Source organism: Sulfitobacter sp. KMM 9851 (assembly GCF_057178245.1).
Genome location: NZ_CM169991.1, coordinates 1,574,077 through 1,594,889 on the forward strand (window position 1 = coordinate 1,574,077; position 20,813 = coordinate 1,594,889).

The 20,813-nt window shown below is 59.9% G+C and carries 21 protein-coding genes and 1 tRNA gene; 12 read left to right on the forward strand and 10 right to left on the reverse strand.

The features are described 5' to 3' along the window. Nucleotides 1-243: 243 nt before the first annotated feature. A tRNA-Ile gene (locus AC1965_RS07710) sits at nucleotides 244-320 on the reverse strand. Between the two features lie 125 nt (nucleotides 321-445). On the opposite strand from AC1965_RS07710, the gene purM reads away from it, so the two are divergent. The 3 genes from purM (at nucleotide 446) to rnd (ending at nucleotide 3,336) form a co-directional block, all read left to right on the forward strand. Beyond that, complete coding sequence (gene purM / locus AC1965_RS07715; RefSeq protein ID WP_483886700.1) at nucleotides 446-1,492, forward strand: phosphoribosylformylglycinamidine cyclo-ligase; 1,047 nt, start codon at nucleotides 446-448, stop codon at nucleotides 1,490-1,492. Continuing rightward, the gene (gene purN, locus AC1965_RS07720; RefSeq protein ID WP_483886701.1) at nucleotides 1,489-2,094 is read left to right on the forward strand and encodes a phosphoribosylglycinamide formyltransferase; all 606 of its coding nucleotides are present in this window, start codon (nucleotides 1,489-1,491) and stop codon (nucleotides 2,092-2,094) included. Before purM ends, purN begins: the two co-directional genes overlap by 4 nt. Before the next feature lie 84 nt (nucleotides 2,095-2,178). Next, the gene (gene rnd / locus AC1965_RS07725) at nucleotides 2,179-3,336 is read left to right on the forward strand and encodes a ribonuclease D (protein WP_483886702.1); all 1,158 of its coding nucleotides are present in this window, start codon (nucleotides 2,179-2,181) and stop codon (nucleotides 3,334-3,336) included. Between the two features lie 21 nt (nucleotides 3,337-3,357). Here the strand turns inward: rnd and AC1965_RS07730 are convergent, their stop codons facing one another. After that, the gene (locus tag AC1965_RS07730) at nucleotides 3,358-3,876 is read right to left on the reverse strand and encodes a hypothetical protein (protein ID WP_483886703.1); all 519 of its coding nucleotides are present in this window, start codon (nucleotides 3,874-3,876) and stop codon (nucleotides 3,358-3,360) included. Between the two features lie 126 nt (nucleotides 3,877-4,002). Between AC1965_RS07730 and AC1965_RS07735 the strand changes: the two genes are divergently transcribed. Continuing rightward, nucleotides 4,003-4,413: a SufE family protein gene (locus AC1965_RS07735; protein WP_483886704.1), complete on the forward strand. Its 411-nt coding sequence runs from the start codon at nucleotides 4,003-4,005 to the stop codon at nucleotides 4,411-4,413. On the opposite strand, the gene AC1965_RS07740 is transcribed toward AC1965_RS07735, so the two are convergent. After that, a complete protein-coding gene (locus AC1965_RS07740; protein WP_483886705.1) occupies nucleotides 4,414-5,058 on the reverse strand; it encodes a DUF1638 domain-containing protein in 645 nt (214 codons plus the stop codon). Between the two features lie 78 nt (nucleotides 5,059-5,136). Beyond that, nucleotides 5,137-5,838, reverse strand: coding sequence for a corrinoid protein (locus AC1965_RS07745; protein WP_483886706.1), 702 nt, complete (start codon nucleotides 5,836-5,838; stop codon nucleotides 5,137-5,139). Between the two features lie 203 nt (nucleotides 5,839-6,041). Here AC1965_RS07745 and AC1965_RS07750 point away from each other — a divergent pair, with 203 nt between their 5' ends. Further along, nucleotides 6,042-7,118, forward strand: a complete 1,077-nt coding sequence (locus tag AC1965_RS07750) for a PA0069 family radical SAM protein (protein WP_483886707.1) — start codon at nucleotides 6,042-6,044, stop codon at nucleotides 7,116-7,118. Here the strand turns inward: AC1965_RS07750 and AC1965_RS07755 are convergent. The 4 genes from AC1965_RS07755 to AC1965_RS07770 form a co-directional block, all read right to left on the reverse strand. Further along, nucleotides 7,100-7,414 carry a hypothetical protein gene (locus AC1965_RS07755; RefSeq protein ID WP_483886708.1) on the reverse strand — a complete coding sequence of 105 codons (315 nt, stop codon included), beginning with the start codon at nucleotides 7,412-7,414 and terminating at the stop codon, nucleotides 7,100-7,102. The genes AC1965_RS07750 and AC1965_RS07755 overlap by 19 nt on opposite strands. Beyond that, on the reverse strand, nucleotides 7,407-8,420 hold the full coding sequence (bmt, locus tag AC1965_RS07760) for a betaine--homocysteine S-methyltransferase (RefSeq protein ID WP_483886709.1): 1,014 nt from the start codon (nucleotides 8,418-8,420) through the stop codon (nucleotides 7,407-7,409). The genes AC1965_RS07755 and bmt overlap by 8 nt, the downstream gene beginning before the upstream one ends. Before the next feature lie 39 nt (nucleotides 8,421-8,459). Beyond that, on the reverse strand, nucleotides 8,460-10,343 hold the full coding sequence (locus tag AC1965_RS07765) for a phosphatidylglycerol lysyltransferase domain-containing protein (protein WP_483886710.1): 1,884 nt from the start codon (nucleotides 10,341-10,343) through the stop codon (nucleotides 8,460-8,462). Nucleotides 10,344-10,500: 157 nt separating this feature from the next. Then, a complete protein-coding gene (locus tag AC1965_RS07770) occupies nucleotides 10,501-10,818 on the reverse strand; it encodes a DUF1476 domain-containing protein (protein WP_483886711.1) in 318 nt (105 codons plus the stop codon). Between the two features lie 202 nt (nucleotides 10,819-11,020). Between AC1965_RS07770 and purC the strand changes: the two genes are divergently transcribed. From purC to AC1965_RS07795, 5 genes are read left to right on the forward strand one after another with little or no spacing between them, the layout of a single operon-like run. Then, the gene (gene purC, locus AC1965_RS07775; RefSeq protein WP_483886712.1) at nucleotides 11,021-11,782 is read left to right on the forward strand and encodes a phosphoribosylaminoimidazolesuccinocarboxamide synthase; all 762 of its coding nucleotides are present in this window, start codon (nucleotides 11,021-11,023) and stop codon (nucleotides 11,780-11,782) included. 54 nt (nucleotides 11,783-11,836) lie between these two features. Further along, complete coding sequence (gene purS / locus AC1965_RS07780; RefSeq protein WP_483886713.1) at nucleotides 11,837-12,067, forward strand: phosphoribosylformylglycinamidine synthase subunit PurS; 231 nt, start codon at nucleotides 11,837-11,839, stop codon at nucleotides 12,065-12,067. Beyond that, the gene (gene purQ / locus AC1965_RS07785) at nucleotides 12,067-12,735 is read left to right on the forward strand and encodes a phosphoribosylformylglycinamidine synthase subunit PurQ (protein ID WP_483886714.1); all 669 of its coding nucleotides are present in this window, start codon (nucleotides 12,067-12,069) and stop codon (nucleotides 12,733-12,735) included. The genes purS and purQ overlap by 1 nt, the downstream gene beginning before the upstream one ends. Nucleotides 12,736-12,771: 36 nt before the next feature. Further along, nucleotides 12,772-14,529, forward strand: a complete 1,758-nt coding sequence (locus AC1965_RS07790; protein WP_483886715.1) for a sensor histidine kinase — start codon at nucleotides 12,772-12,774, stop codon at nucleotides 14,527-14,529. Between the two features lie 4 nt (nucleotides 14,530-14,533). Then, nucleotides 14,534-15,868 (forward strand): sigma-54-dependent transcriptional regulator, encoded by a 1,335-nt coding sequence (locus AC1965_RS07795; RefSeq protein WP_483886716.1) that lies wholly within the window; start codon nucleotides 14,534-14,536, stop codon nucleotides 15,866-15,868. A gap of 28 nt (nucleotides 15,869-15,896) precedes the next feature. Here the strand turns inward: AC1965_RS07795 and AC1965_RS07800 are convergent, their stop codons facing one another. Next, complete coding sequence (locus tag AC1965_RS07800; RefSeq protein ID WP_483886717.1) at nucleotides 15,897-16,187, reverse strand: hypothetical protein; 291 nt, start codon at nucleotides 16,185-16,187, stop codon at nucleotides 15,897-15,899. A gap of 557 nt (nucleotides 16,188-16,744) precedes the next feature. Between AC1965_RS07800 and AC1965_RS07805 the strand changes: the two genes are divergently transcribed. Further along, nucleotides 16,745-19,636, forward strand: a complete 2,892-nt coding sequence (locus AC1965_RS07805; RefSeq protein WP_483886718.1) for an Rne/Rng family ribonuclease — start codon at nucleotides 16,745-16,747, stop codon at nucleotides 19,634-19,636. A gap of 85 nt (nucleotides 19,637-19,721) precedes the next feature. On the opposite strand, the gene AC1965_RS07810 is transcribed toward AC1965_RS07805, so the two are convergent. Further along, nucleotides 19,722-19,991 carry a sulfurtransferase TusA family protein gene (locus AC1965_RS07810; protein WP_483886719.1) on the reverse strand — a complete coding sequence of 90 codons (270 nt, stop codon included), beginning with the start codon at nucleotides 19,989-19,991 and terminating at the stop codon, nucleotides 19,722-19,724. A 65-nt stretch (nucleotides 19,992-20,056) separates the two neighbouring features. Between AC1965_RS07810 and AC1965_RS07815 the strand changes: the two genes are divergently transcribed. Next, on the forward strand, nucleotides 20,057-20,809 hold the full coding sequence (locus AC1965_RS07815; RefSeq protein WP_483886720.1) for a cytochrome c biogenesis CcdA family protein: 753 nt from the start codon (nucleotides 20,057-20,059) through the stop codon (nucleotides 20,807-20,809). Nucleotides 20,810-20,813: the final 4 nt, after the last annotated feature.

The following is a 20,813-nucleotide window of genomic DNA, read 5'->3' on the forward strand; positions in this document are numbered from 1 at the left end:
TTCGACCATCTATTTCGCAGTCTTTGTTTCAGATAAAAATCTTAATCAATTGCGGTCAATTAGTTGCAAAAGATCGGGAATCGCGAAAGCCGGGATGTCGCATTGTTCTGAATTTGTTGTATTTCCGCTACGTCGAGGCGGGTGATGTTGGATTTCAACATCAGACCAAGAGGCAAAAAGGGGTGCGCCCACAAGCGGTGTAAAGACCGACGCGGGGGCGTCCAACACATACTAGGCGGAGTTTGGTAGGCCCGGCAGGACTTGAACCCGCAACCAAAGCGTTATGAGCGCTCTGCTCTAACCAATTGAGCTACAGGCCCGCCATGGGCGTTTGGGTATGACGCGCGCGGCGGGGCGTCAAGGGAATACCTGCACCATTTGATTGCAGAACGCGACGCAATACTCTAACCCGCGCGCAAGGGAATTGCGCGCCGGGGGCCAGACCATGACAAAATCCAAAAACGGGATCACCTATGCTGAGGCAGGGGTGGATATTGACGCCGGCAACGCGCTGGTGGAGCGGATCAAACCTGCGGCCAAGGCCACGGCGCGGCCCGGCGTGATGTCGGGCCTGGGCGGTTTTGGCGCGTTGTTCGACCTCAAAGGTGCTGGTTTTACGGACCCGGTGCTGGTGGCGGCGACCGATGGGGTCGGCACCAAGCTGCGGATCGCCATTGATACGGGCAACGTCGACAGTATCGGCATCGACCTAGTGGCAATGTGCGTCAATGATCTAGTCTGTCAGGGTGCCGAGCCACTGTTCTTCCTGGATTATTTTGCGACGGGCAAGCTTGAGCTGGATCAGGCGACGCGCATCATCGAAGGCATCGCGGCGGGCTGTGCGCAGTCGGGTTGCGCGCTGATCGGTGGCGAAACGGCGGAAATGCCGGGGATGTATCATGCGGGCGATTTTGATCTGGCGGGCTTTGCCGTGGGTGCGATGGAACGTGGCACTGAACTGCCCCGCGCCGTGGCGGCGGGCGATGTGCTGCTGGGTCTGCCCAGCGACGGGGTACATTCCAACGGCTACAGCCTTGTGCGAAAAATTGTCGACCTTAGCGGGTTGGGCTGGGATGATGCCTGTCCTTGGGGAGACGGCACTTTGGGGGCCGCACTGCTGACGCCCACCCGCCTGTATGTCAAAGGGGCGGTTGCGGCCCTGCGCGCCGATGCGGTCAGTGCGCTGGCGCATATCACGGGCGGTGGGTTGACAGAAAATCTGCCACGGGTGCTGCCCGAGGGGCTGGGTGCCGACATTGATCTGGGGGCTTGGGATTTGCCGCCGGTGTTCAAATGGCTGGCCGCCCAAGGTGGCATGGCCGAGGCGGAACTGCTGAAGACCTTTAACGCCGGGCTGGGCATGGTTGCGGTCGTTCCCGCCGCACAGCTACAGGCGGCCAAGGATGCCTTTGCCGCCGAAGGCCACGACGCGGTCGAAATTGGCCATATCACAAAGGGTGCGGGCGTGCGTTACACAGGCGCGCTGCTTTGACCAAACGGGTTGCGATCTTTGTGTCTGGCGGCGGGTCTAACATGCGCGCGCTGGTGGCGGACATGACGGGCGACCATGCGGCGCGCCCGGCTGTCGTGGTGTCCAATAATGCGGATGCAGGCGGTATTGCCTGGGCGCAGGGGCAGGGGATCGCGACCGAAATTGTCGATCACCGCCCCTTCGGTGCCGACCGTCCGGCGTTTGAGGCAGCACTTGGCGCAGCACTTGCCCCGCATGCGCCTGATATTATTTGTCTGGCGGGGTTCATGCGCAAGCTGACGGGCGGTTTTACCGATGCCTGGGCCGGCCGGATGATCAACATACACCCATCGCTTTTGCCAAAATATCGCGGGCTTCATACCCATGCCCGCGCGCTTGAGGCTGGTGACCGGGTGCACGGCTGCACGGTGCATGAGGTGACAGCAGCGCTGGATGATGGGCCTGTTCTGGGTCAAGCGCAGATCGCGGTTCATCCGGGTGACACGCCCGAGACATTGGCCGCGCGCGTGTTGGTTCAGGAACATCTGCTCTACCCGGCCGTCTTGCGACGCTTTGCTGCTGGGGATCGCCAACCGGTGATGTTGTCAGCGACCATGGGTTAGGCCGACACTGGTCAATAGCGGGCGTCTGTTGTACCCCTTGTCATTAGAACCCATGCGGGCCTGTCAACGTCGCAAAGAGCATCTATGAAAACCATCACAACCACCGCCGATCTTGCCCAGTTTTGTGAGGAGGCGGCGCAACATGCCTATGTGACCGTCGACACCGAATTTCTGCGCGAACGTACCTATTATTCCAAACTTTGCCTTGTGCAGTTGGCTATGCCCGGCACGGATGACAGCAAGGCCGTTCTTGTTGATCCGCTGGCTGACGGCATTTCGCTTGAGCCGCTGTATACGCTGTTTCGCGACACATCGGTGGTAAAGGTTTTTCACGCCGCCCGGCAGGACCTGGAAATTTTCTATGTCGATGCGCAGGTGTTTCCCGAGCCGCTGTTTGATACGCAGGTCGCGGCGATGGTCTGTGGCTTTGGCGAACAGGTGGGCTACGAGACTTTGGTGCGCAAGATCGCGCATCAGCCGCTCGACAAGACATCCCGCTTTACCGATTGGTCGCGCCGCCCATTGACGGACGCGCAGAAAACCTATGCCTTGGCCGATGTGACGCATCTGCGCCAGATCTATGAATTTCTGGCCACGAAACTGGAAGAGTCCGGGCGCAGCCATTGGGTCGCAGAAGAGCTGGAAATTCTGACCAATCCCGACACCTATATTACCCTGCCGCAGGACGCATGGAAACGGGTCAAGACCCGGACCAATTCTTCCAAGTTTCTGGCGATCGTGCGTGAATTAGCGGCCTTCCGCGAGGAATTTGCCCAGAGCCGCAACATCCCACGCAGCCGCGTTTACAAAGATGATGCGCTGGTTGAACTCGCGAGTCTGAAACCCAAGAACACCGAGGAATTGGGCCGCGCACGTCTGCTGCTGCGCGAGGGCCGCAAGGGCGAGATCGCTGATGGTATCCTCAAAGCGGTGGCTGCGGGACAGGCCTGCAAGGCCGATGATATGCCCCAGCCTGACCGAAGCCGCGACAAATTGCAGGTCAACCCGGCACTGTCTGATCTGTTGCGGGTTCTGCTGAAGGCCAAGACCGAAAGTGCCGGCGTTGCGGCCAAGCTGATCGCGCCTGCGGCGGATCTGGATGCGCTGGCGGCTGGGCTGCGTGATGTTCAAGCCTTGCAGGGCTGGCGGCGCGAAGTCTTTGGCGACGATGCGCTGCTGCTGTGCGAGGGCAAGATCGCGCTGGCTGCCGTTGGCAATGATGTAAAAGTTGTAAAGGTCTGAACCAGCCTGCGGGCGTGGCGCTTAGCGCCGCGCGACCAATGCGTTCAATGCACCCTCGACACGGATCGTGCGCACACCGCGCAGGGTCTGGTCAGTGACGCGGCGCGCCGCAATCACTTCGCGCGTTGGTTTAGCGCCTTGCGGTGTCTGCGTTTCGGGGCGGACCCCTTCGATGCGGTAGGTCAAAACCCCGTCCACCGGCAGTTCATCATCGTTCTGCGGGGTCAGGCGCACCGAATAGATACCCTGACGCGCTGCCAGACCAGTGGCACGGATCAGCGCACCACCCGGAACACGTTCGATGGTCAACTCGGTAACCTGTTCAAACGGGCGCCCTTCATAGGTTTCCTCAGCCGCACGGCGGTTGGCGAACAGCCCGCCTTTCTTGGGGATCAGCGGGTTGGTGCTGGCCGTTTGCTCGACTGCAACGGAACGCGAGTTGCCGAACCAGTTGAACGGGTTGACGCGGCTATCGCGCACGGCACCGCAGGCGGTGAGCAGGAGGGTCGATGCCGTTAAGGCTAGGATGGTCTTGCGCATAGGATCCGCCGTGGAATTTCGATTGCCTTTTGACTAACCCATCACGTGACACTTGGGAAGGGGGTGGACCTTTGTCAGCCCGCATCCTACCTGTTTGACAGCAATTTCCACCGGAGACGATACCAGATGGCCACGCCCGCCTTTGAAGACCTTGTTGAGGATTTCGAGTTTCTTGAGGACTGGGAAGACCGATACCGGCATGTGATTGATCTGGGCAAGGCGATGGTGCCACTGCCAGAGGCGCTGCGTGTGCCTGCGACCAAGGTGGACGGTTGCGCAAGTCAGGTCTGGCTGCATGCCCAATTCGAGGGCGGTAAGCTGCATTTTGATGGTGCCAGCGACGCGATGATCGTATCCGGGCTTATCGCCGTTTTACGACATCTTTACAACGGCTTGACCCCGGTTGAGGTGGGCCGTGTCGATGCGCGTGCGGAAATGGCGCGGTTGGGATTGAACGATCACCTGTCGGCACAGCGGTCAAACGGGCTGCGCGCGATGATTGAACGTATCCGCGAAACGGCAGCGGCCGAAGCGTGATCAGAGCTGTGCCAGCGCGGTGGTCAGGTCACCATAACCGGTAAAGCGACGCTCGAACGCCAGACCTAGACGTTCGGCACATTTGCGCGCCTTGTCGGTTAGGGCCGGATCGTCGGTTTGCGCCTGATAGACCAGCTTTTCATAATTGCCAAAATACATGTCGCGCAATTCGGGGTGGCGGTCGAGGCCCAGTGGTTTGATCACAAAGGCCTCGAACTGTCGCACCAGAAAATCCGTGAGATAAAAGGCCGTTATCTCGTCTTGCGCAGTTTTGGCGAAACTGTCGTTGCCCTGGAAAAAGCTGTAGCAATGCGGGCCTGCCACCATTTGCACGCCCATCTCGTCGCAGGCCGCCTGCAACTGCCCGCCGGTGCCACAGTCCGCGTAGACGACAAAGAATTCGTCGTAATCATCGCGGTGTTTGGTCACGCAGTCGCGCACGGCGTCCGTGATCTTTTCCGGGTAGATATGCAGATTGGCAGGCAGGCACGTCAGATCAAGGTGGGTCCAGCCATTTGCCTGCTTCAGGTCCAAAATCTCGCGCGCCAATGCGCCACAGGCGATCAGCAGGATGCGCCCGCTTTTCGCGGGTGCGAGACCCGTTGTGGTCAAGGTGTCGCTATCTGGAAGGCGGGGCTGTGACATAGGTACAGTTTGCCATCATTTGGTGGCATTGGCCATGCCGGCTCCGCGCCGCCGTTACGGCGCGGAACGACAGTAGGCTTATGCCGATTGCATGGAGTTGTGCTTGCGCCCCATCCATTCTTTGGCGGTTTCCACCGCCACGGCGGCATCGCGGCAATAGGCATCGGCACCGATGGCCTTGCCAAATTCCTCGTTCAGGGGCGCACCACCGACGAGAACGATGTAATCGTCGCGGATACCTTGTTCGATCATCGTGTCGATCACGACTTTCATATAGGGCATCGTCGTGGTCAGAAGGGCGGACATTCCAAGGATATCAGGCCCTTCGGTTTCCATCGCCGCAAGATATTTCTCGACAGAGTTATTGATCCCCAGGTCGACCACCTCGAACCCGGCACCTTCCATCATCATGCCGACAAGGTTTTTGCCGATGTCGTGAATGTCACCTTTGACAGTGCCGATTACCATCTTGCCCACACGCGGTGCGCCGGTTTCGGCCAGCAGCGGCTTTAGAATGAACATACCACCCTTCATCGCATTGGCGGCCAGCAGCACTTCGGGCACGAATAGGATGCCGTCGCGGAAATCGGCGCCGACAATTGTCATCCCGCCAACAAGCGCTTTGGTCAGGATGTCGTAAGGCTCCCACTTGCGTTCCAGCAGAATGTTCACACCTTCCTCGATCTCTTCCTTGAGGCCATCGTAAAGGTCATCGAACATTTGTTGGACAAGTTCTTCGTCGTCCAGATCGGCCAGGATGATTTCTTCTTCGTCGGACATGGTCTTTCCTTCTGCTGGGCTTTGCAGGTGCATGGCACTTGCGCCCTTTTGTCACGTAACGCGTCATTCGGTTGAACATTTTGCGACATTGGCCGCACATTGCGCGACGCGCTGGTGCAAAAGCTACTTCCCAATGCGGTGCAAGGACAAGGTGTTGACGGCATTTACTTGCATATGTTCCTGATTTGTTCTAGCTGATTTAAATGGATAGGGAAGATCAGCGTTTTCGTGTGTTGGGCCGGGCGGCAGCGACCAACCATGCGGGCCGGTTTGAACGACACGCGCGGGCGGCGGTCGATGATGGCTGGGCGCGCGATGACGACCTGCCGGTGCTCCGCACGCGGACCAGCATTGAGGTGCCGCGCAGTGTGATCACTTATAACAAGTCGCCTGATCTGCCCTTTGATCGGTCGATCAACCCGTACCGGGGCTGTGAACACGGATGTGTCTACTGCTTTGCGCGGCCCAGCCACGCCTATCTTGGTCTGTCACCGGGGCTGGATTTTGAAACGAAACTGGTGGCGCGGCCCGAAGCGCCACAGATCTTGCGGCGGGAACTGGCCGCCAAACGGTACAGCGTGGCACCCATTGCAATCGGCACCAATACCGATCCCTATCAGCCGATTGAAAAGACCCACGAGATCATGCGCCGCTGCTTGCAGGTTCTGTCAGATGCCAATCACCCCGTCGCGATTGTTACCAAGGGCAGCCTGATTGAGCGCGACATTGATATCCTTGCTGACATGGCGCGGCGAGGGCTGGCGGCGGTGGGGATATCCGTCACGACGCTAAATTCAACGCTTAGTCGTTTGATGGAACCGCGCGCGCCAGCGCCACAGCGCCGCCTACAGATCATCCGCCGATTGTCAGAGGCGGGTATACCCGTGCGCATCATGGCGTCGCCGATGATCCCAGCGCTGACCGATCCCGAACTTGAGACAATCCTTGCCGCCGGGCGCGATGCCGGGGCCCGCTGGGCCAGCTGGATCATGCTACGCCTGCCGCGCGAGGTGTCGCCGTTGGTGCAGGACTGGTTGGCGCAGCATTTTCCCGACCGGGCAGAGCGGATCATGGGCCATCTGCGCGACATGCATGGCGGCAAGGAATACGACGCGACCTGGCACCGGCGGATGCGCGGCAGCGGGCCTTACGCGGATCTGGTCGCCCGGCGCTATGAGGTCGCGATCAAACGGTTGGGGTTATCCAAAGCGGGCGCACCCCTGCGCCGCGACCTGTTTCAGGCGCCTGTGCCGGTGACCGATCAGCTCAGCTTGTTCTGATCCGTGATCGGGCGTGCAAAGGCGCGCCCGATCAGCCATGTGACAATAAACACCAGCGCCACAATCGCCCCCGGCCCATAGACCAGAAATTGCAGGTCTTCGCCGCGTAATTCCCATGGCATCCGCATCCAGCAGCCGCCGTTCACACTGCCAAAAGCGCAGGCCATACCCATCACCTGCACATAGCCCAAGCCCCACAGAAACAGCGCCCCAAGGCGCAAAAACCACAGGAAGACATTCAATCCGGTTGGTACTTTGGTCTGGATCACCTGCGGCGTCGCCCGCGGTTCAGCCACGGCGACGGCCGCGGCGTTCGGCGCGCACTGGTCCCTTGCCGTCGGTGCCATCGCTGGCCGAAGAAAACGGGCCGATTTCGGCGACGATTTCATCCAGCGTGGGCGCAGGGCCTTTTTCGGTACTGTCGAGTGCAGCACGCATGGCCACCAGATGTTCCGGCATGGTGCCACAGCAGCCGCCGATGATGCTTGCGCCCGCGTTGCGTGCCATGACGGCGTAGCGGCCCATCAATTCGGGCGTGCCATCGTAATGGATGTGGCCCTCAACATACTTCGGAATGCCGGCGTTGCCCTTTGAGATGATCGGCAGCGTGCCACCCTTGGCGGAAAAACCCAAGACCGTACGCAGCAGGTCAGACGCCCCGGTGCCGCAGTTGGCGCCGTAGGCCATCGGGGCGTTGTCCAGTTCATGCACCATATCGACCATGCCTTCAGAGGTCAGGCCCATCATGGTCCGACCGGCGGTATCAAAGCTCATGGTGCCGCACCAGTCCAGCCCGGCCAGCGCAAAGCCTTCGGCAGCGGCGCGGTATTCTTCGGGGGCGCTGATGGTTTCCAGCCAGCCGATATCAGCCCCACCAGCCTTGAGCCCGTCGGCGGTTTCGTGAAACATCTCGACGGCCAGCGCATGGGTCAGGGGGCCGACCGGCTCCATTATTTCGCCGGTGGGGCCGACAGACCCTGCAACGATGACCTTGCGCCCGGCAGTGTCTGCCACGTCGCGGGCCAGTTCGGCGGAAACGCGGCTGAGTTCACGCACGCGTTTTTGCGCGCCGTGCAGTTTCAGCCGCGAGGCATTGGCGCCAAATGAGTTTGTCAGGAACAGGTCGCTGCCGGAATCGACGGCGAATTTGTAGAGTTTGATGATCTTTTTCGGCTCATCGGTGTTCCACATCTCGGGCGCATCGCCCGACATCAGCCCCATGTTGAAAAGGTTTGTGCCGGTGGCACCATCGGCCAACAGTGTGCCTTTTTCGGCCAGAAGATCGGTGAAAACATTAGACATGGGGTATGCTCCTGCAGGGGCGTGGAATTGGGCCTCATCTCATGATGGTAAATGCAGGGCAACCTCATATTTTTCATCTTGTTTATGAAGCGGATCGTTGTGAGCGGGCGTCTGGCCCGGTTTGTGCACTGCCAGCGCGATGTCGACCAGTGACAGGATCAGCCCCGCCCAATTGGAACTTGCGGCATATAGCGGCTGCCATCGGGGGCCAAAGCTGTCTTTAAACTGGCGCAACCCGGCGTGAGCATGGCGTGCCGACAGCCAGCCATAGAGGAGCGTGGTCGCGCGGTTCACGGGGACAGGGCAGGCGGGTACGGCGGCAAGGCTAAGGCGTGGGATGTCGGCGATGGCCGCGTCGTGCAGTGCGTGCAGGATCATGGCGTGGTTGGTGCCGTCAGGCATGTCAAAGGCGCTGCGCATCAGGTCGAGGCACCATTCTTGGCGGCTGCTGTGAAAAGTGACAAAGGCGACCAAACGGTCGTTCTGATGGGCTAGAAAGACCCGTTGTTCGGCGACGTACGCGCCGCAGAATCGCCCCATCGTGCCGGCACGTGCGCCGCCACGGCGCGCCTGCCAGCATTGGTCGAGGGCCTGCATCTCGGTCAGAGGCAATTCCGGCGGGGACGTGACGATGATACCTGCCTTTTCGGCTTGTCGCAGCTTTCGGCGCAGCCCCCGGCAGGCCGGGCGCGACAGATCAAAATTTGCCGGGCTTAGCACCGCCTCGTCTGCGATATGGGTCACGCGCCATCGGGCTTGGCGCGCGGCAAGCGCGTTGCGAGCGGTGGTTTTGTACAGGCAAGCAAGGCGATTTTGCTGCCGGGCCGCGCGTTGCAGGGGCGTGAGAAGATTGGCCATTTTGCCATGCAGCGGATCAGACAATGCGACCAGTGTCTGCGCCGTTGGCCAGACCGCCAGCGTGCCGCCGTCGCTGTAAAGCAGTCGCCCGCCGTTTTGACGGATCACGCCCACTTCGGCGCGCGGCGCTTGGCAAAGTTGCTGCGGGGGAGGCTGGCGTCGGGCAGAGGTCGCAGGATATGGCCGCATGCAGCCCATCAGCGCCAGAACGGCAGGAAATGCGTAGTAAAGCGCGCGAAACATCACGATCCCGGCCAGCAGGTCAGGCGCAGGCACTTGCGGTAAAAGCCCCAGAAGCACCAATTCAAACGGTCCGACACCGCCCGGCGCACCCGAAAGCAGTGCCGCCCCCAGCGCCAGCAGATAGACCGGCAGGAAGGTGGCAAACCCCGGCTCGATGCCCGGAACCAGTAGGTAAAGCACCAGTGCCGCCGCCGTTGTATCCACCGTGGCCCAGAGCAGGATGGCCGCGCCCGCTCGCAAGCTTGGCGCGCGCGCGGTAAACCGCCCCAGCCGTAATGTCGGGTGCCGGACCATCATCCAAAGCAGCAGCGGCAGCGCAATCAGAACCCCGCATGAAAACGCCACAGTACCGGGCGGCGGCGTCAGCGTCAGGCAGGCCAGAGCTAAGATAACGGCAAGCGCCGACAGGAATGACAGGCACACGAAACCGGACAGGCGCAGGGCATCTGCCATTCCCAACCCCGGCAGCATCCGCCAACGCACCAGCGCACCGGTGAACAGACCAAAGCCCAGCGTCTGGGCCAGTGATACCGCCATCATCCCTGTGATATGCGCCTGTCGATGGGGAATATCCGTGCCGAGATGTCGGTGCGCGACAACGTCGTAGCGGCCCACGGCCCAGAGGCTGAGCCAAGTAAGCAATGCCGCAAGCAGCAAAGTTGCCGGCGTGATCCGGGTCAGCGAGGAGAGCAGCCCGCCGAGGTCTGACGCTGAGATTTTCTGGCTGAGAAACCAAAGCGCCACAAGGCTGGCAGAGAGCGGCAGCGCAACCCGCAGTGCGAGCACCGGCGCCAGCCGCGCTGAAAACCGAAAACGTGACATGATGCCCCCAGACCGTAGCCGACACGAGGCTAGGCCAAGGGGGATGCCAAAGGATTAACGCGAGTAGCCAAAAACGCGAAACGCGCCCTTTGACCAGTCAAAAGGCGCGTCAGATTTTCCGCGATATTACCGCGAATTGTCGCATGTTTGTACGGGCTTATTTGATCTCGGTCATCAGCTGGGCCTTGGCTTCGGCCATCAGCGCCAGCATCTTTGCACGAATCGTGGCCTCGTCGGCCTTGTCGCCCAGATCGCCTGAAACCTTGCGGTAAACATCTTCGTCGCCGGCCTCTTCGAAATCCGATTTGATGACTTCCTTGGCATAGTCTTCGGCATCGCTGCCGGATTTGCCCAGCAGCGCTGCGGCCCAGAGGCCCAGCAGCTTGTTGCGCCGTGCCTCGGCCCGGAACTGCATCTCGGCATCATGGGCGAATTTGTTTTCAAAGGCGTTTTCGCGGTCGTCAAAGCTGCTCATCATAGTCTCCGGTGTGTCGGTTGTTCACTTATGATATGCGGTCAAAGCGATCCTTTCGCAAGAGGCGCGGCAGCCGGGCTGCGCAATCGGCACACCACAGGGGCGGAATTTCCGCCTATGCTTGCAGCGTACCCCCCCTTGCACTATGAGAAGCGCCATGTGGCGGGGATACTCCCCAGCCCTCTGTGTGGAAAGGACGCCCATGGCCCGGCGCAAGAAGATTTACGAAGGCAAGGCAAAAGTCCTTTATGAAGGCCCAGAGCCCGGCACCATCGTGCAATATTTCAAAGACGACGCGACGGCCTTTAACGCAGAGAAAAAAGCCACGATTGAAGGCAAAGGCGTGTTGAACAACCGCTTGTCTGAATATTTTATGACCGGCCTGAACAACATCGGCGTGCCGACGCATTTCATTCGCCGCCTGAACATGCGCGAACAATTGGTGCGTCAGGTCGAGATCATTCCGTTGGAAGTGATCGTGCGCAACTATGCCGCCGGGTCAATGTCCAAACGGTTGGGCATCGAAGAAGGCACGCAACTGCCGCGCCCGATTGTCGAATATTGCTACAAGGATGACGCCTTGGGTGATCCGCTGGTCACCGAGGAACATATCGCCGCTTTTGGCTGGGCCAGCCAGCAGGACATGGACGATATCCTGAGCCTCGCGCTGCGGGTCAACGATTTCTTGTCCGGCGTGATGATGGCCGTGGGGATCAAGTTGGTAGATTTCAAGATCGAGATCGGCCGGGTTTATGACGGTGATTTCCAGCGTCTGATCGTGGCCGACGAAATCAGCCCCGATTCTTGCCGCCTGTGGGATATAGAGACCGGTCAGAAGTTGGATAAGGACGTGTTCCGACGCGATCTGGGGTCGCTTACCGATGCCTATACCGAAGTTGCGCGGCGGCTGGGTGTGATGCCCAAGACAAGTTCGCCAGTGACCAAGCCAACACTTATCAACTGACGCAGCCGTCGGTTCGATGTTATTTTGCAAGATGAAACAGGGGAGTGTCGCGCCATGAAAGCACGGGTGCATGTGATGCTGAAGAACGGCGTGTTGGACCCACAGGGCGAGGCCGTGCGCCATGCGCTTGGGGCCATGGGCTTTGACAAGGTGAACGGCGTGCGCCAGGGCAAGGTGATCGAGCTTGACCTGGCCGAGGGTGCTACCGAAGCGGACGTCAACGCGATGTGCGAAAAGCTCTTGGCGAACACGGTGATCGAATCCTATTCGGTGGAGATGGCCTGATGCACGCAGCGGTGGTTGTCTTTCCGGGGTCCAATTGTGACCGCGATCTTGCCGTGGCCTTTGAAGCTGCGGGTGCCAAAGTGTCGATGGTCTGGCACAAGGACAGCGAGCTGCCGCAAGGCGTTGATATCGTGGGTATTCCCGGCGGGTTTTCCTATGGTGATTACCTGCGCTGTGGGGCGATTGCCGCGAACTCTCCGATCTGCCGGTCGGTGGCGGCACATGCGGAACGGGGCGGCTATGTGATGGGCATCTGTAATGGTTTCCAGGTTCTGACCGAAACCGGCCTGCTGCCGGGGGCGTTGCTGCGCAATGCCGGGCTGAAGTATATCTGCAAGACTGTCGGGTTGAAGGTTGAAACTTCGGCCAGCGATTTCACCCAAGGGTATAATGCGGGCGATGTGATCAACATTCCGATTGCGCATCACGATGGCAATTATTTTGCCGATGCCGAAACGCTGGCGCGGCTCAAGGGCGAGGACCGTGTGGCGTTTTCGTACGTGGATAATCCCAACGGAGCGCAGGCCGACATTGCCGGTATCCTGTCGGAGAACCGTCGGGTTCTGGGCATGATGCCTCATCCCGAGCGGGCAGCCGACGCAGGCCATGGTGGCACTGACGGGGCGGCGCTCTTTCGCGCATTGGCGGGGGCTCTTGTCACGGCGTGACTTGAGTGCATGAGGCGCAGGGCGTAGATTGCTGCAATGAGCGACGCCCCCGACGACAATAGAAACTTGACCGTGTCATGGCGGGTTCGGCTGGCCATTGGCCTGTTGATGGTGCTTGCCGTTGTCACGATTTCGGTCACGAACAGGCTGCTGACTGACCGCTTCACCGAAAGCACCCGCAACCGTGCCGAGCTTCGGATCGCGCTGTATAGTGGGAACCTGCTGGCCGAATTGCGCCAGAACGCCATTGTGCCACAACTGCTGGCGCGTGACCCCACATTGATCGGGGCGCTGCAGTCTGCGGATTATTCGCTTTCTACTCAGCGGCTTATTTCCTTTGTCGAGGAGATTGGTGCCGCGTCGCTGATGCTCTATGACATCGACGGGCGCACGGTGGCGGCAACGGATCGCAACAGGCTCGGCTCCGCCCATAAGTCGGAGCAATATTTTGTCGATGCCATCCGCTCCAACGCGACCATCTTCAGCACCATCAAGCGCGAGCAGGGCGGCTACCGATTTCTGTACTCGCGGCGCATCCAGTCGGGCGGCACCACCCTTGGGGTGATCGCGGTCGAGGTCGATCTGCAAAAGTTTGAACGCGCTTGGGCGGGGATTTCCGACGCAGTGATCGTGATGGACAGCACCGGCCAGATCATTCTGGCCACTGAATCGCGCTGGCGTGGCCTGACAGAGCCCGAAGCGCTGGCCAACCACACACCGCAAAGCGCCATTGAACGGGCCATTCAGGCCACCGCCGATTGGACGGCACTGCCACCTGACGCTTACCTTCAAGGCGAGGCCGTGATGCGACTAGAAAGCCGCATCCCCTTCCGTGGTTGGCGGATGAGCAGCTACACCACCTATGCCTCCGTGCGCGAACGCGTGAACGGGGTTTTGGCATTGGAGGTCATGGGCTTTGCGATTCTTCTGGCCCTGGCGTTTTACTTCCTCAGCCGCCGGACGGCGGGGCGGCTGGCGATCTTCCAACGAGAGTCGGCCAAACTTCGCGCATTGAACCTTGCTTTGCAGCGGGAAATCGCCGAACGCAAACGCGTGCAGCAGACCCTCGCGGTGGCTGAACAGACGCTGGAACAGTCCAGTAAACTGGCCGCCCTTGGCGAGATGTCGGCCGCAGTAAGTCACGAGTTGAACCAACCCCTTGCCGCGATGAAGACCTATCTGGCGGGCGCGCGTTTGCTGCTGCGACGCAACCGGCCTGAGGAGGCGTTGTCGTCTTTCGGGCGCATCGACGACCTGATCGAGCGTATGGGGGCGATTACCCGGCAGCTCAAATCTTATGCCCGCAAGGGGCAGCAGGCGTTTTCCCCTGTAGATATGGGTGCGGCGCTTGCCTCCTCCTTGTCTATGATGGAACCACAGCTGCGCCAACGGCAGGTGCAGATCAGCCGGATTATGCCCGATACACCGGTGCTGGTGATGGGCGATCAGATGCGCATTGAGCAGGTTTTGGTCAACCTGCTGCGCAACGCCCTGGACGCAACTAAATCGGAACGAAACCCGCAGGTGGACATTATACTATCAGCGGGTGAGACGGCGACGATTACTGTGCGTGACAATGGCCCCGGTATCGAGGACTTGGATGCGCTGTTCGAACCTTTCTACACGACCAAGCAGCCCGGCGATGGTGTCGGGCTGGGTCTTGCCATCTCCTCAGGGATCGTAAACGACCTCGGCGGACGGCTCACGGCGCGCAACGGTCAGGCCGGTGGTGCTGTATTTGAAATGCAACTGCCTATATTGGCAGATGAAACAAAGATAGAAGCGGCGGAGTAAACTCATGGCTCAGGCAATGAAGATCGCGATTGTAGACGACGAACAAGATATGCGGCAATCCATCAGCCAATGGCTGGCCCTGTCAGGTTATGACACGGAAACTTTTGGCAGCGCCGAAGACGCGCTCAAGACCTTGGGGCCCGATTACCCCGGCATCGTCATCTCGGACATCAAGATGCCGGGTATGGACGGCATGCAGTTCCTGAAAAAGCTGATGGGCAGCGACAGCGCCTTGCCGGTGATCATGATCACGGGGCATGGCGATGTGCCTATGGCGGTTGAGGCGATGCGCGTCGGCGCGTTTGATTTTCTTGAAAAGCCGTTCAACCCGGACCGGATGAGCGAGCTGGCCAAGAAAGCCACCAACGCGCGCCGTCTGGTGATGGACAACCGCGCCCTGCGCCGGGAACTGTCCGACGGTGGCCAGCTGATGAAAAAGCTGATCGGGCAGTCGCCCGTGATGGAGCGTCTGCGCGAAGATATTCTTGATCTGGGTCAGGCCGACGGTCACGTGCTGATTGACGGTGAAACCGGCACCGGCAAGACGTTGGTCGCACACGCGCTGCACGCCGTGGGCAGCCGCGCGGGCAAGAAATTCGTGCTCGTGAGCTGTGGCGCGCTGGAAGAGGACGCACTGGCGAAACGTCTGTTTGGCCCGATGCAGCCTGAGGACGCGCAACTGCCCGCCATCGAAGAGGCGCGCGGCGGCACACTGGTGCTTGAAGATATCGAAGCGCTGTCAGAAAGTCTTCAGGCGCGCCTGCTGAGCGTCATCAACGAACAAGGCACCCCTGCGGAAACCCGGATTGTTGCCATCTCGAACCTGCAAGAGGCGGGCCGCACGTCGGAGGATGCCCTGCGGTCTGATCTGTTTTACCGTCTGGCGGCGCTGCGCATCACCGTGCCACCGCTGCGCCAGCGCGGTGAGGATATTTTGACGCTGTTTACGCGCCTGTCCGACCAGTTCGCAGATGAATACGGCTGCGAGGCGCCGCAGGTGTCAGCACAGGAAGCAGCCCAGCTTTTGCAGGCCCCGTGGCCGGGCAATGTGCGCCAGTTGATCAATGTTGCCGAACGCGCTGTGCTGCAATCGCGCCGTGGGTCGGGCACCATCGCATCCCTGTTGATGAGCGATCACGACGAGATGCAGCCGGTCATGACCACCGAAGGCAAGCCGCTGAAGGAATATGTAGAGGCGTTTGAGCGGATGTTGATCGACAACACCATGCGCCGCCACAAAGGGTCGATCGCATCTGTGATGGATGAACTTTGCCTGCCGCGACGCACGTTGAATGAAAAGATGGCGAAATACGGCTTACAGCGGTCAGATTACCTCTGACCGCCGCAAAGAATTCGGCAGATCGGCGTCAGCCGGTCTGCTGGTTAACAATCTCGACAGCGTTTCCGTTGGCATCTGTGATGCAGGTCCACAGGCCAGATTTCGGCGCGCTGACGATATAGCGGTTCAATTCGACGACGGGGATTGCGGCGTTGATTGCGGCGCCCGGCTCTTGGGACTCTTTGGCGACGGCGGAAACACAGCTTTTCTGACCGCGCACATCCGCCAGCGCTGCCGGGTCGCCCGCCACCGCCATTTCGTCACAGGCGGCAATGGTCAGCAAGCTTAGGCAGAGCGCGGGGCGCAGAAAATATCGCATTGAGAAAGTCCTTTGACTACAGGTGCCGCCACGGGCACCCGACGGGTTGGCAGAATTTTTCCGGGCAGGGCGTCCTGCACGTCGGTGCGAATGTTTCCAAGCCCATGGCCCTTGTCAAGCGCCCGGCAATATTGCGCATTTGAGTGTTGCCGTTTCGATTGACCATTGTCATTTGCCCTGCAAAGCCCTTAACTAGGCAGATGGGTGCTTTGATGCCAAGCGGCGTCAGTGGCTACCTTTGACAGTTTCGCTGCCTTTGCAGACCCGGATACGGGGGGCAAGGCAGACCGATTGGGCCGGAAACGGCCGAAGAACCGCTGACGGTCGCGATGGGCAACACCCGGATAGAACGCAGCTAATTAATGGATGTGACAGGTGGCGACATCTTCACATCGGAGAAGAACCGCGATGACGCGCGCAGATGCACTACGCAGACACACCGAGGCCGCTTTCGGCCTTGCTGTTGCCGCGTCCCCTATCGCCCTGACAAGACACAGCCCCCAGCCCGAGGCCCCACCAGGGGCGGCGCGCGCGCGGGTATTGTGCATAATGGATCTATGCCTAAGAAAATGCTTATCGATGCCACCCACGCCGAGGAAACTCGGGTTGTGGTCGTGGATGGAAACAAGGTTGAGGAATTTGACTTTGAATCCGAGAATAAACGCCAGCTTGCTGGCAACATCTACCTTGCAAAAGTAACACGGGTTGAGCCGTCGCTTCAGGCGGCTTTTGTCGATTACGGCGGAAACCGTCATGGTTTTCTGGCCTTTTCGGAAATTCACCCCGATTACTATCAAATCCCCGTAGCCGACCGTCAGGCGCTGCTGGAAGAAGAGCGCGCCTATGCCGAAGCACAGGCCGCCAAGGAAGATGAAGACGAGAAACCCAAACGCTCGACCCGGTCGCGGTCGCGTAGCCGGTCCAAATCCAAGGCCGCCGATGTGGCCAGCGATGACGCTGTAACCACCAGCGCCGAGATCGACGAGGAAAATTCGGATCAGATCGCGGGTATGGAAACCGTCGATCTGGACGATGATGAAGGATCTTCGCCGATGGAGCGGGTGGCCGAAACGCCCGTCGAGGAACCCAGCGATGATACCGACGGCGATGACACGGACGGCGCTGACGCCTCTGATGGTGTCGATGCGGCGACCAAAGACGATTCCATCGAATCCGTCGCCGAGGAAGACGATAGCGAAGACATCCGCCCGGCGCGCAAGCCACGGCCCAAGCGCTATAAGATTCAAGAAGTTGTCAAAGTTCGCCAGATCCTGCTGGTTCAGGTCGTCAAAGAAGAACGTGGCAACAAGGGCGCAGCCCTGACCACATACCTGTCGCTGGCGGGTCGTTACTGCGTCTTGATGCCCAACACGGCACGTGGCGGTGGCATCAGCCGCAAGATCACCAATGCCGTTGACCGCAAGAAGCTGAAAGAGATCGCCAACGAGATCGAAGTGCCAAAAGGTGCCGGTCTGATCGTGCGCACCGCCGGTGCCAAGCGCACCAAGGCCGAAATCAAGCGCGACTATGAATATCTGCAACGGCTGTGGGAGCAGATCCGCGAGCTGACGCTGAAATCCATCGCGCCGGCCAAGATTTACGAAGAAGGCGACCTGATCAAACGGTCGATCCGCGATTTGTATAACCGCGACATCGACGAGGTGTTTGTCGAAGGCGAACGCGGCTACCGCATCGCCAAAGACTTCATGAAGATGATCATGCCGTCGCATGCGAAAAACGTGAAGCTTTATAACGAAAACCTGCCGCTCTTTGCGCGCTATCAGGTCGAAAGCTATCTGTCGGGCATGTTCAACCCCACGGTTCAACTGCCCTCTGGCGGCTATATCGTGATCGGCGTGACCGAAGCCTTGGTGGCGATTGACGTCAACTCTGGCCGTGCGACCAAAGAAGGGTCGATCGAACAAACCGCGTTGAAAACCAACCTCGAAGCCTCGGACGAGGTGGCCCGCCAGCTGCGTCTGCGCGACTTGGCCGGGTTGATCGTGATCGACTATATCGACATGGACGAGCGCAAAAACAACGCCGCCGTCGAAAAGCGCATGAAAGACAAGCTCAAGACCGACCGCGCGCGCATTCAGGTGGGCCGCATTTCGGGCTTTGGCCTGATGGAAATGTCACGCCAGCGTCTGCGCCCCGGTATGATCGAGGCGACAACACAGCCTTGCCACGCCTGCCACGGCACCGGTTTGGTACGCTCAGACGACAACCTTGCGCTGTCGATCATTCGCCAGATCGAAGAAGAAGGCACCCGCCGCCGCTCACGCGAAGTGCTGGTGCGCGCCCCTGTGGGCATCGCCAACTTCTTGATGAACCAGAAACGCGAACATATCGCGCAGATCGAGGCGCGCTATGGCATGTCGGTCCGGATTGAGGGTGACCCAACCCTGATCAGCCCTGATTTCAGCATTGAAAAGTTCAAGACAGCCACCCGCGCCGTACCACCTGCGCCGACCCATGTGGTGTCTGTTGATACTTCGCTGATGGATCAGATCGACGAGGATGACAGCGACGTCGAAGAGGATGACGCCGAGGCCGAGGATGATGCAGCCGATACACAGGGCGGCAATTCCGGTCAGTCCAGTAGCAATGGTGCATCGCATAACGGCAATGGCTCCGAGGATGGCGATGGTAAACCAAAGCGTCGGCGTCGGCGTCGGCGCAGCCGGGGTGGCCGTGGCAAATCGAACGGTGCTGACGGCCAAAATGGCGACAACCAGAACGGTGAACACCAGAACGGTGAAACCACTGTTAATGGGTCGGCTCAACAAAATGATGGTGCCGAAACCGCCTCCTCCGCTGATGATGCCGCCCCTGCAGAGATGGCAGATAACAGCGCCGCTGGGGAAAAGCCAAAGCCCACGACGCGCAGCCGTTCGCGCAGCAGCACAAGCAAAGCCAAGTCCAAGGTTGAAGCCAGCCAAGCGGCAGATGCGGATGTAAAAGCCACCGCACCCGCTGCCGGAGCCGACGCGCCAGAAGCAGAGGCCCCCAAGCCAAAGCCCAAGAGCACCCGTTCGCGCAGCACCAAGGCAAAGACAACCACCGCGAAAGCGGCTGAGGCTAAGGCATCTGACGCAGCAGCGGCAGAAGCACCTGGGGCAGAGACACCGGCGGAAGATGCGCCCAAGCCAAAAGCCAAGCCCAAGGCAACGCGCAGCCGTGCCAAGCCAAAGCCCAAGGCCGACGCACCAGCCGCAGTCGCTGATGCAGAAGCATCAGTGCCTGCCGCTCAACCTGCACCGACCCCGGCGGCAGAAGTTGCGCCAACCCCGGTTGTTGTCGAAGCTGCCCCGGCACCGCAGCCTGTACCGCAGCCTGAGCCGCAGCCTGAACCCGTATCGGCTGCCAAGCCGGAGCCGGTGGCGGAAAAGGCCGCCACAGAGAAACCCAAGCCCAAGCGCAAGGGCTGGTGGTCGCTCGGGGGCTGATGGCCGCCACCGATGACGATTACGAACAACGGCGGACCTTCGGGTTCGCCGTTTGCTTTTGTCGCCTGCGTCGAGGTGACACCGCTCAGGCGCGGGTGGGTTTTGCGCCCTTGGTGATCAGATAAATGTGATCGGCACCGTTTTGCACCATCTCGACAAGATCATGGCCGGCTTCAGCGCAGAAATGCGGCACGTCGATCACCGCTGCCGGGTCATCCGCCCGCAGCCGCAACTGATCGCCAATATCCAGCGCCAACAGCCGTTTACGGGCTTTTAACACGGGCAGGGGGCACAAAAGCCCAGTGGCATCCAGTTCTTCGATTTTCATATCGTTGAGATATCCAACATGTTTCATCCCGTCCACAACCTTGTGACAATATGACAGGTGACGCGGGCCCGTGGGGGCGATAGGTATCGGGCATGTTTGGAATTGAACTTATCGACGCGGGCCTGCTTCCTGCCATGATCATCGCACTGATTGCGGGGATCGTGAGTTTCCTGTCACCCTGCGTCCTGCCCATTGTGCCGCCCTATCTGGCCTATATGAGCGGCGTGTCGATCAATGATATGTCGAGCCAGACAACCGCGCGCCGCCGCGCCATCGTGGCCGCGTTGTTCTTTGTTTTGGGGCTGAGCACGGTTTTTCTGATCCTTGGTTTCACCGCCTCGGCCTTTGGCATGTTCTTTTTGCAGAACCAGATCCTGTTTGCCCGGATTTCCGGCGTGGTCATCATCGTGTTTGGCCTGCATTTTCTGGGCGTCTTTCGCATACCGTTCTTGGACCAAGAGGCGCGTCTGGATGCCGGGGACAAGGGCGGATCAAGCTTTGGCGCCTATGTCTTGGGGCTGGCCTTTGCCTTTGGGTGGACGCCCTGTATCGGTCCGCAACTGGGCGCGATTCTCAGCCTCGCGGCCTCCGAATCCTCGGTGGCTCGGGGCACTATGCTGCTGGGTATCTACGCGGCAGGCCTTGGCATTCCGTTTTTGCTGGCGGCCATGTTCATCACCCGCGCGATGCATCTGATGAACCGGATCAAACCGCATATGAAACTGATCGAGCGTATCATGGGCGGGCTGCTGATTTTGGTCGGACTGGCCCTGCTCACAGGGGCCTTCACCAGCTTCTCCTTTTGGCTGCTAGAGACATTCCCAATTCTATCTACTCTGGGATAAAGCC

Bases quoted from the DNA above. Each gene is read 5' to 3' on its own strand.
- AC1965_RS07740 (WP_483886705.1), bottom strand. From the start codon at position 5,058: ATGTCACAGCCCCGCCTTCCAGATAGCGACACCTTGACCACAACGGGT.
- AC1965_RS07800 (WP_483886717.1), bottom strand. From the start codon at position 16,187: ATGCGATATTTTCTGCGCCCCGCGCTCTGCCTAAGCTTGCTGACCATT.
- purM (WP_483886700.1), top strand. From the start codon at position 446: ATGACAAAATCCAAAAACGGGATCACCTATGCTGAGGCAGGGGTGGAT.
- AC1965_RS07735 (WP_483886704.1), top strand. From the start codon at position 4,003: ATGGCCACGCCCGCCTTTGAAGACCTTGTTGAGGATTTCGAGTTTCTT.
- AC1965_RS07770 (WP_483886711.1), bottom strand. From the start codon at position 10,818: ATGAGCAGCTTTGACGACCGCGAAAACGCCTTTGAAAACAAATTCGCC.
- bmt (WP_483886709.1), bottom strand. From the start codon at position 8,420: ATGTCTAATGTTTTCACCGATCTTCTGGCCGAAAAAGGCACACTGTTG.
- AC1965_RS07810 (WP_483886719.1), bottom strand. From the start codon at position 19,991: ATGAAACATGTTGGATATCTCAACGATATGAAAATCGAAGAACTGGAT.
- AC1965_RS07790 (WP_483886715.1), top strand. From the start codon at position 12,772: ATGAGCGACGCCCCCGACGACAATAGAAACTTGACCGTGTCATGGCGG.
- AC1965_RS07795 (WP_483886716.1), top strand. From the start codon at position 14,534: ATGGCTCAGGCAATGAAGATCGCGATTGTAGACGACGAACAAGATATG.
- rnd (WP_483886702.1), top strand. From the start codon at position 2,179: ATGAAAACCATCACAACCACCGCCGATCTTGCCCAGTTTTGTGAGGAG.
- AC1965_RS07750 (WP_483886707.1), top strand. From the start codon at position 6,042: ATGGATAGGGAAGATCAGCGTTTTCGTGTGTTGGGCCGGGCGGCAGCG.
- purS (WP_483886713.1), top strand. From the start codon at position 11,837: ATGAAAGCACGGGTGCATGTGATGCTGAAGAACGGCGTGTTGGACCCA.
- AC1965_RS07745 (WP_483886706.1), bottom strand. From the start codon at position 5,838: ATGTCCGACGAAGAAGAAATCATCCTGGCCGATCTGGACGACGAAGAA.
- AC1965_RS07730 (WP_483886703.1), bottom strand. From the start codon at position 3,876: ATGCGCAAGACCATCCTAGCCTTAACGGCATCGACCCTCCTGCTCACC.
- AC1965_RS07765 (WP_483886710.1), bottom strand. From the start codon at position 10,343: ATGTCACGTTTTCGGTTTTCAGCGCGGCTGGCGCCGGTGCTCGCACTG.
- AC1965_RS07805 (WP_483886718.1), top strand. From the start codon at position 16,745: ATGCCTAAGAAAATGCTTATCGATGCCACCCACGCCGAGGAAACTCGG.
- AC1965_RS07815 (WP_483886720.1), top strand. From the start codon at position 20,057: ATGTTTGGAATTGAACTTATCGACGCGGGCCTGCTTCCTGCCATGATC.
- purQ (WP_483886714.1), top strand. From the start codon at position 12,067: ATGCACGCAGCGGTGGTTGTCTTTCCGGGGTCCAATTGTGACCGCGAT.
- purC (WP_483886712.1), top strand. From the start codon at position 11,021: ATGGCCCGGCGCAAGAAGATTTACGAAGGCAAGGCAAAAGTCCTTTAT.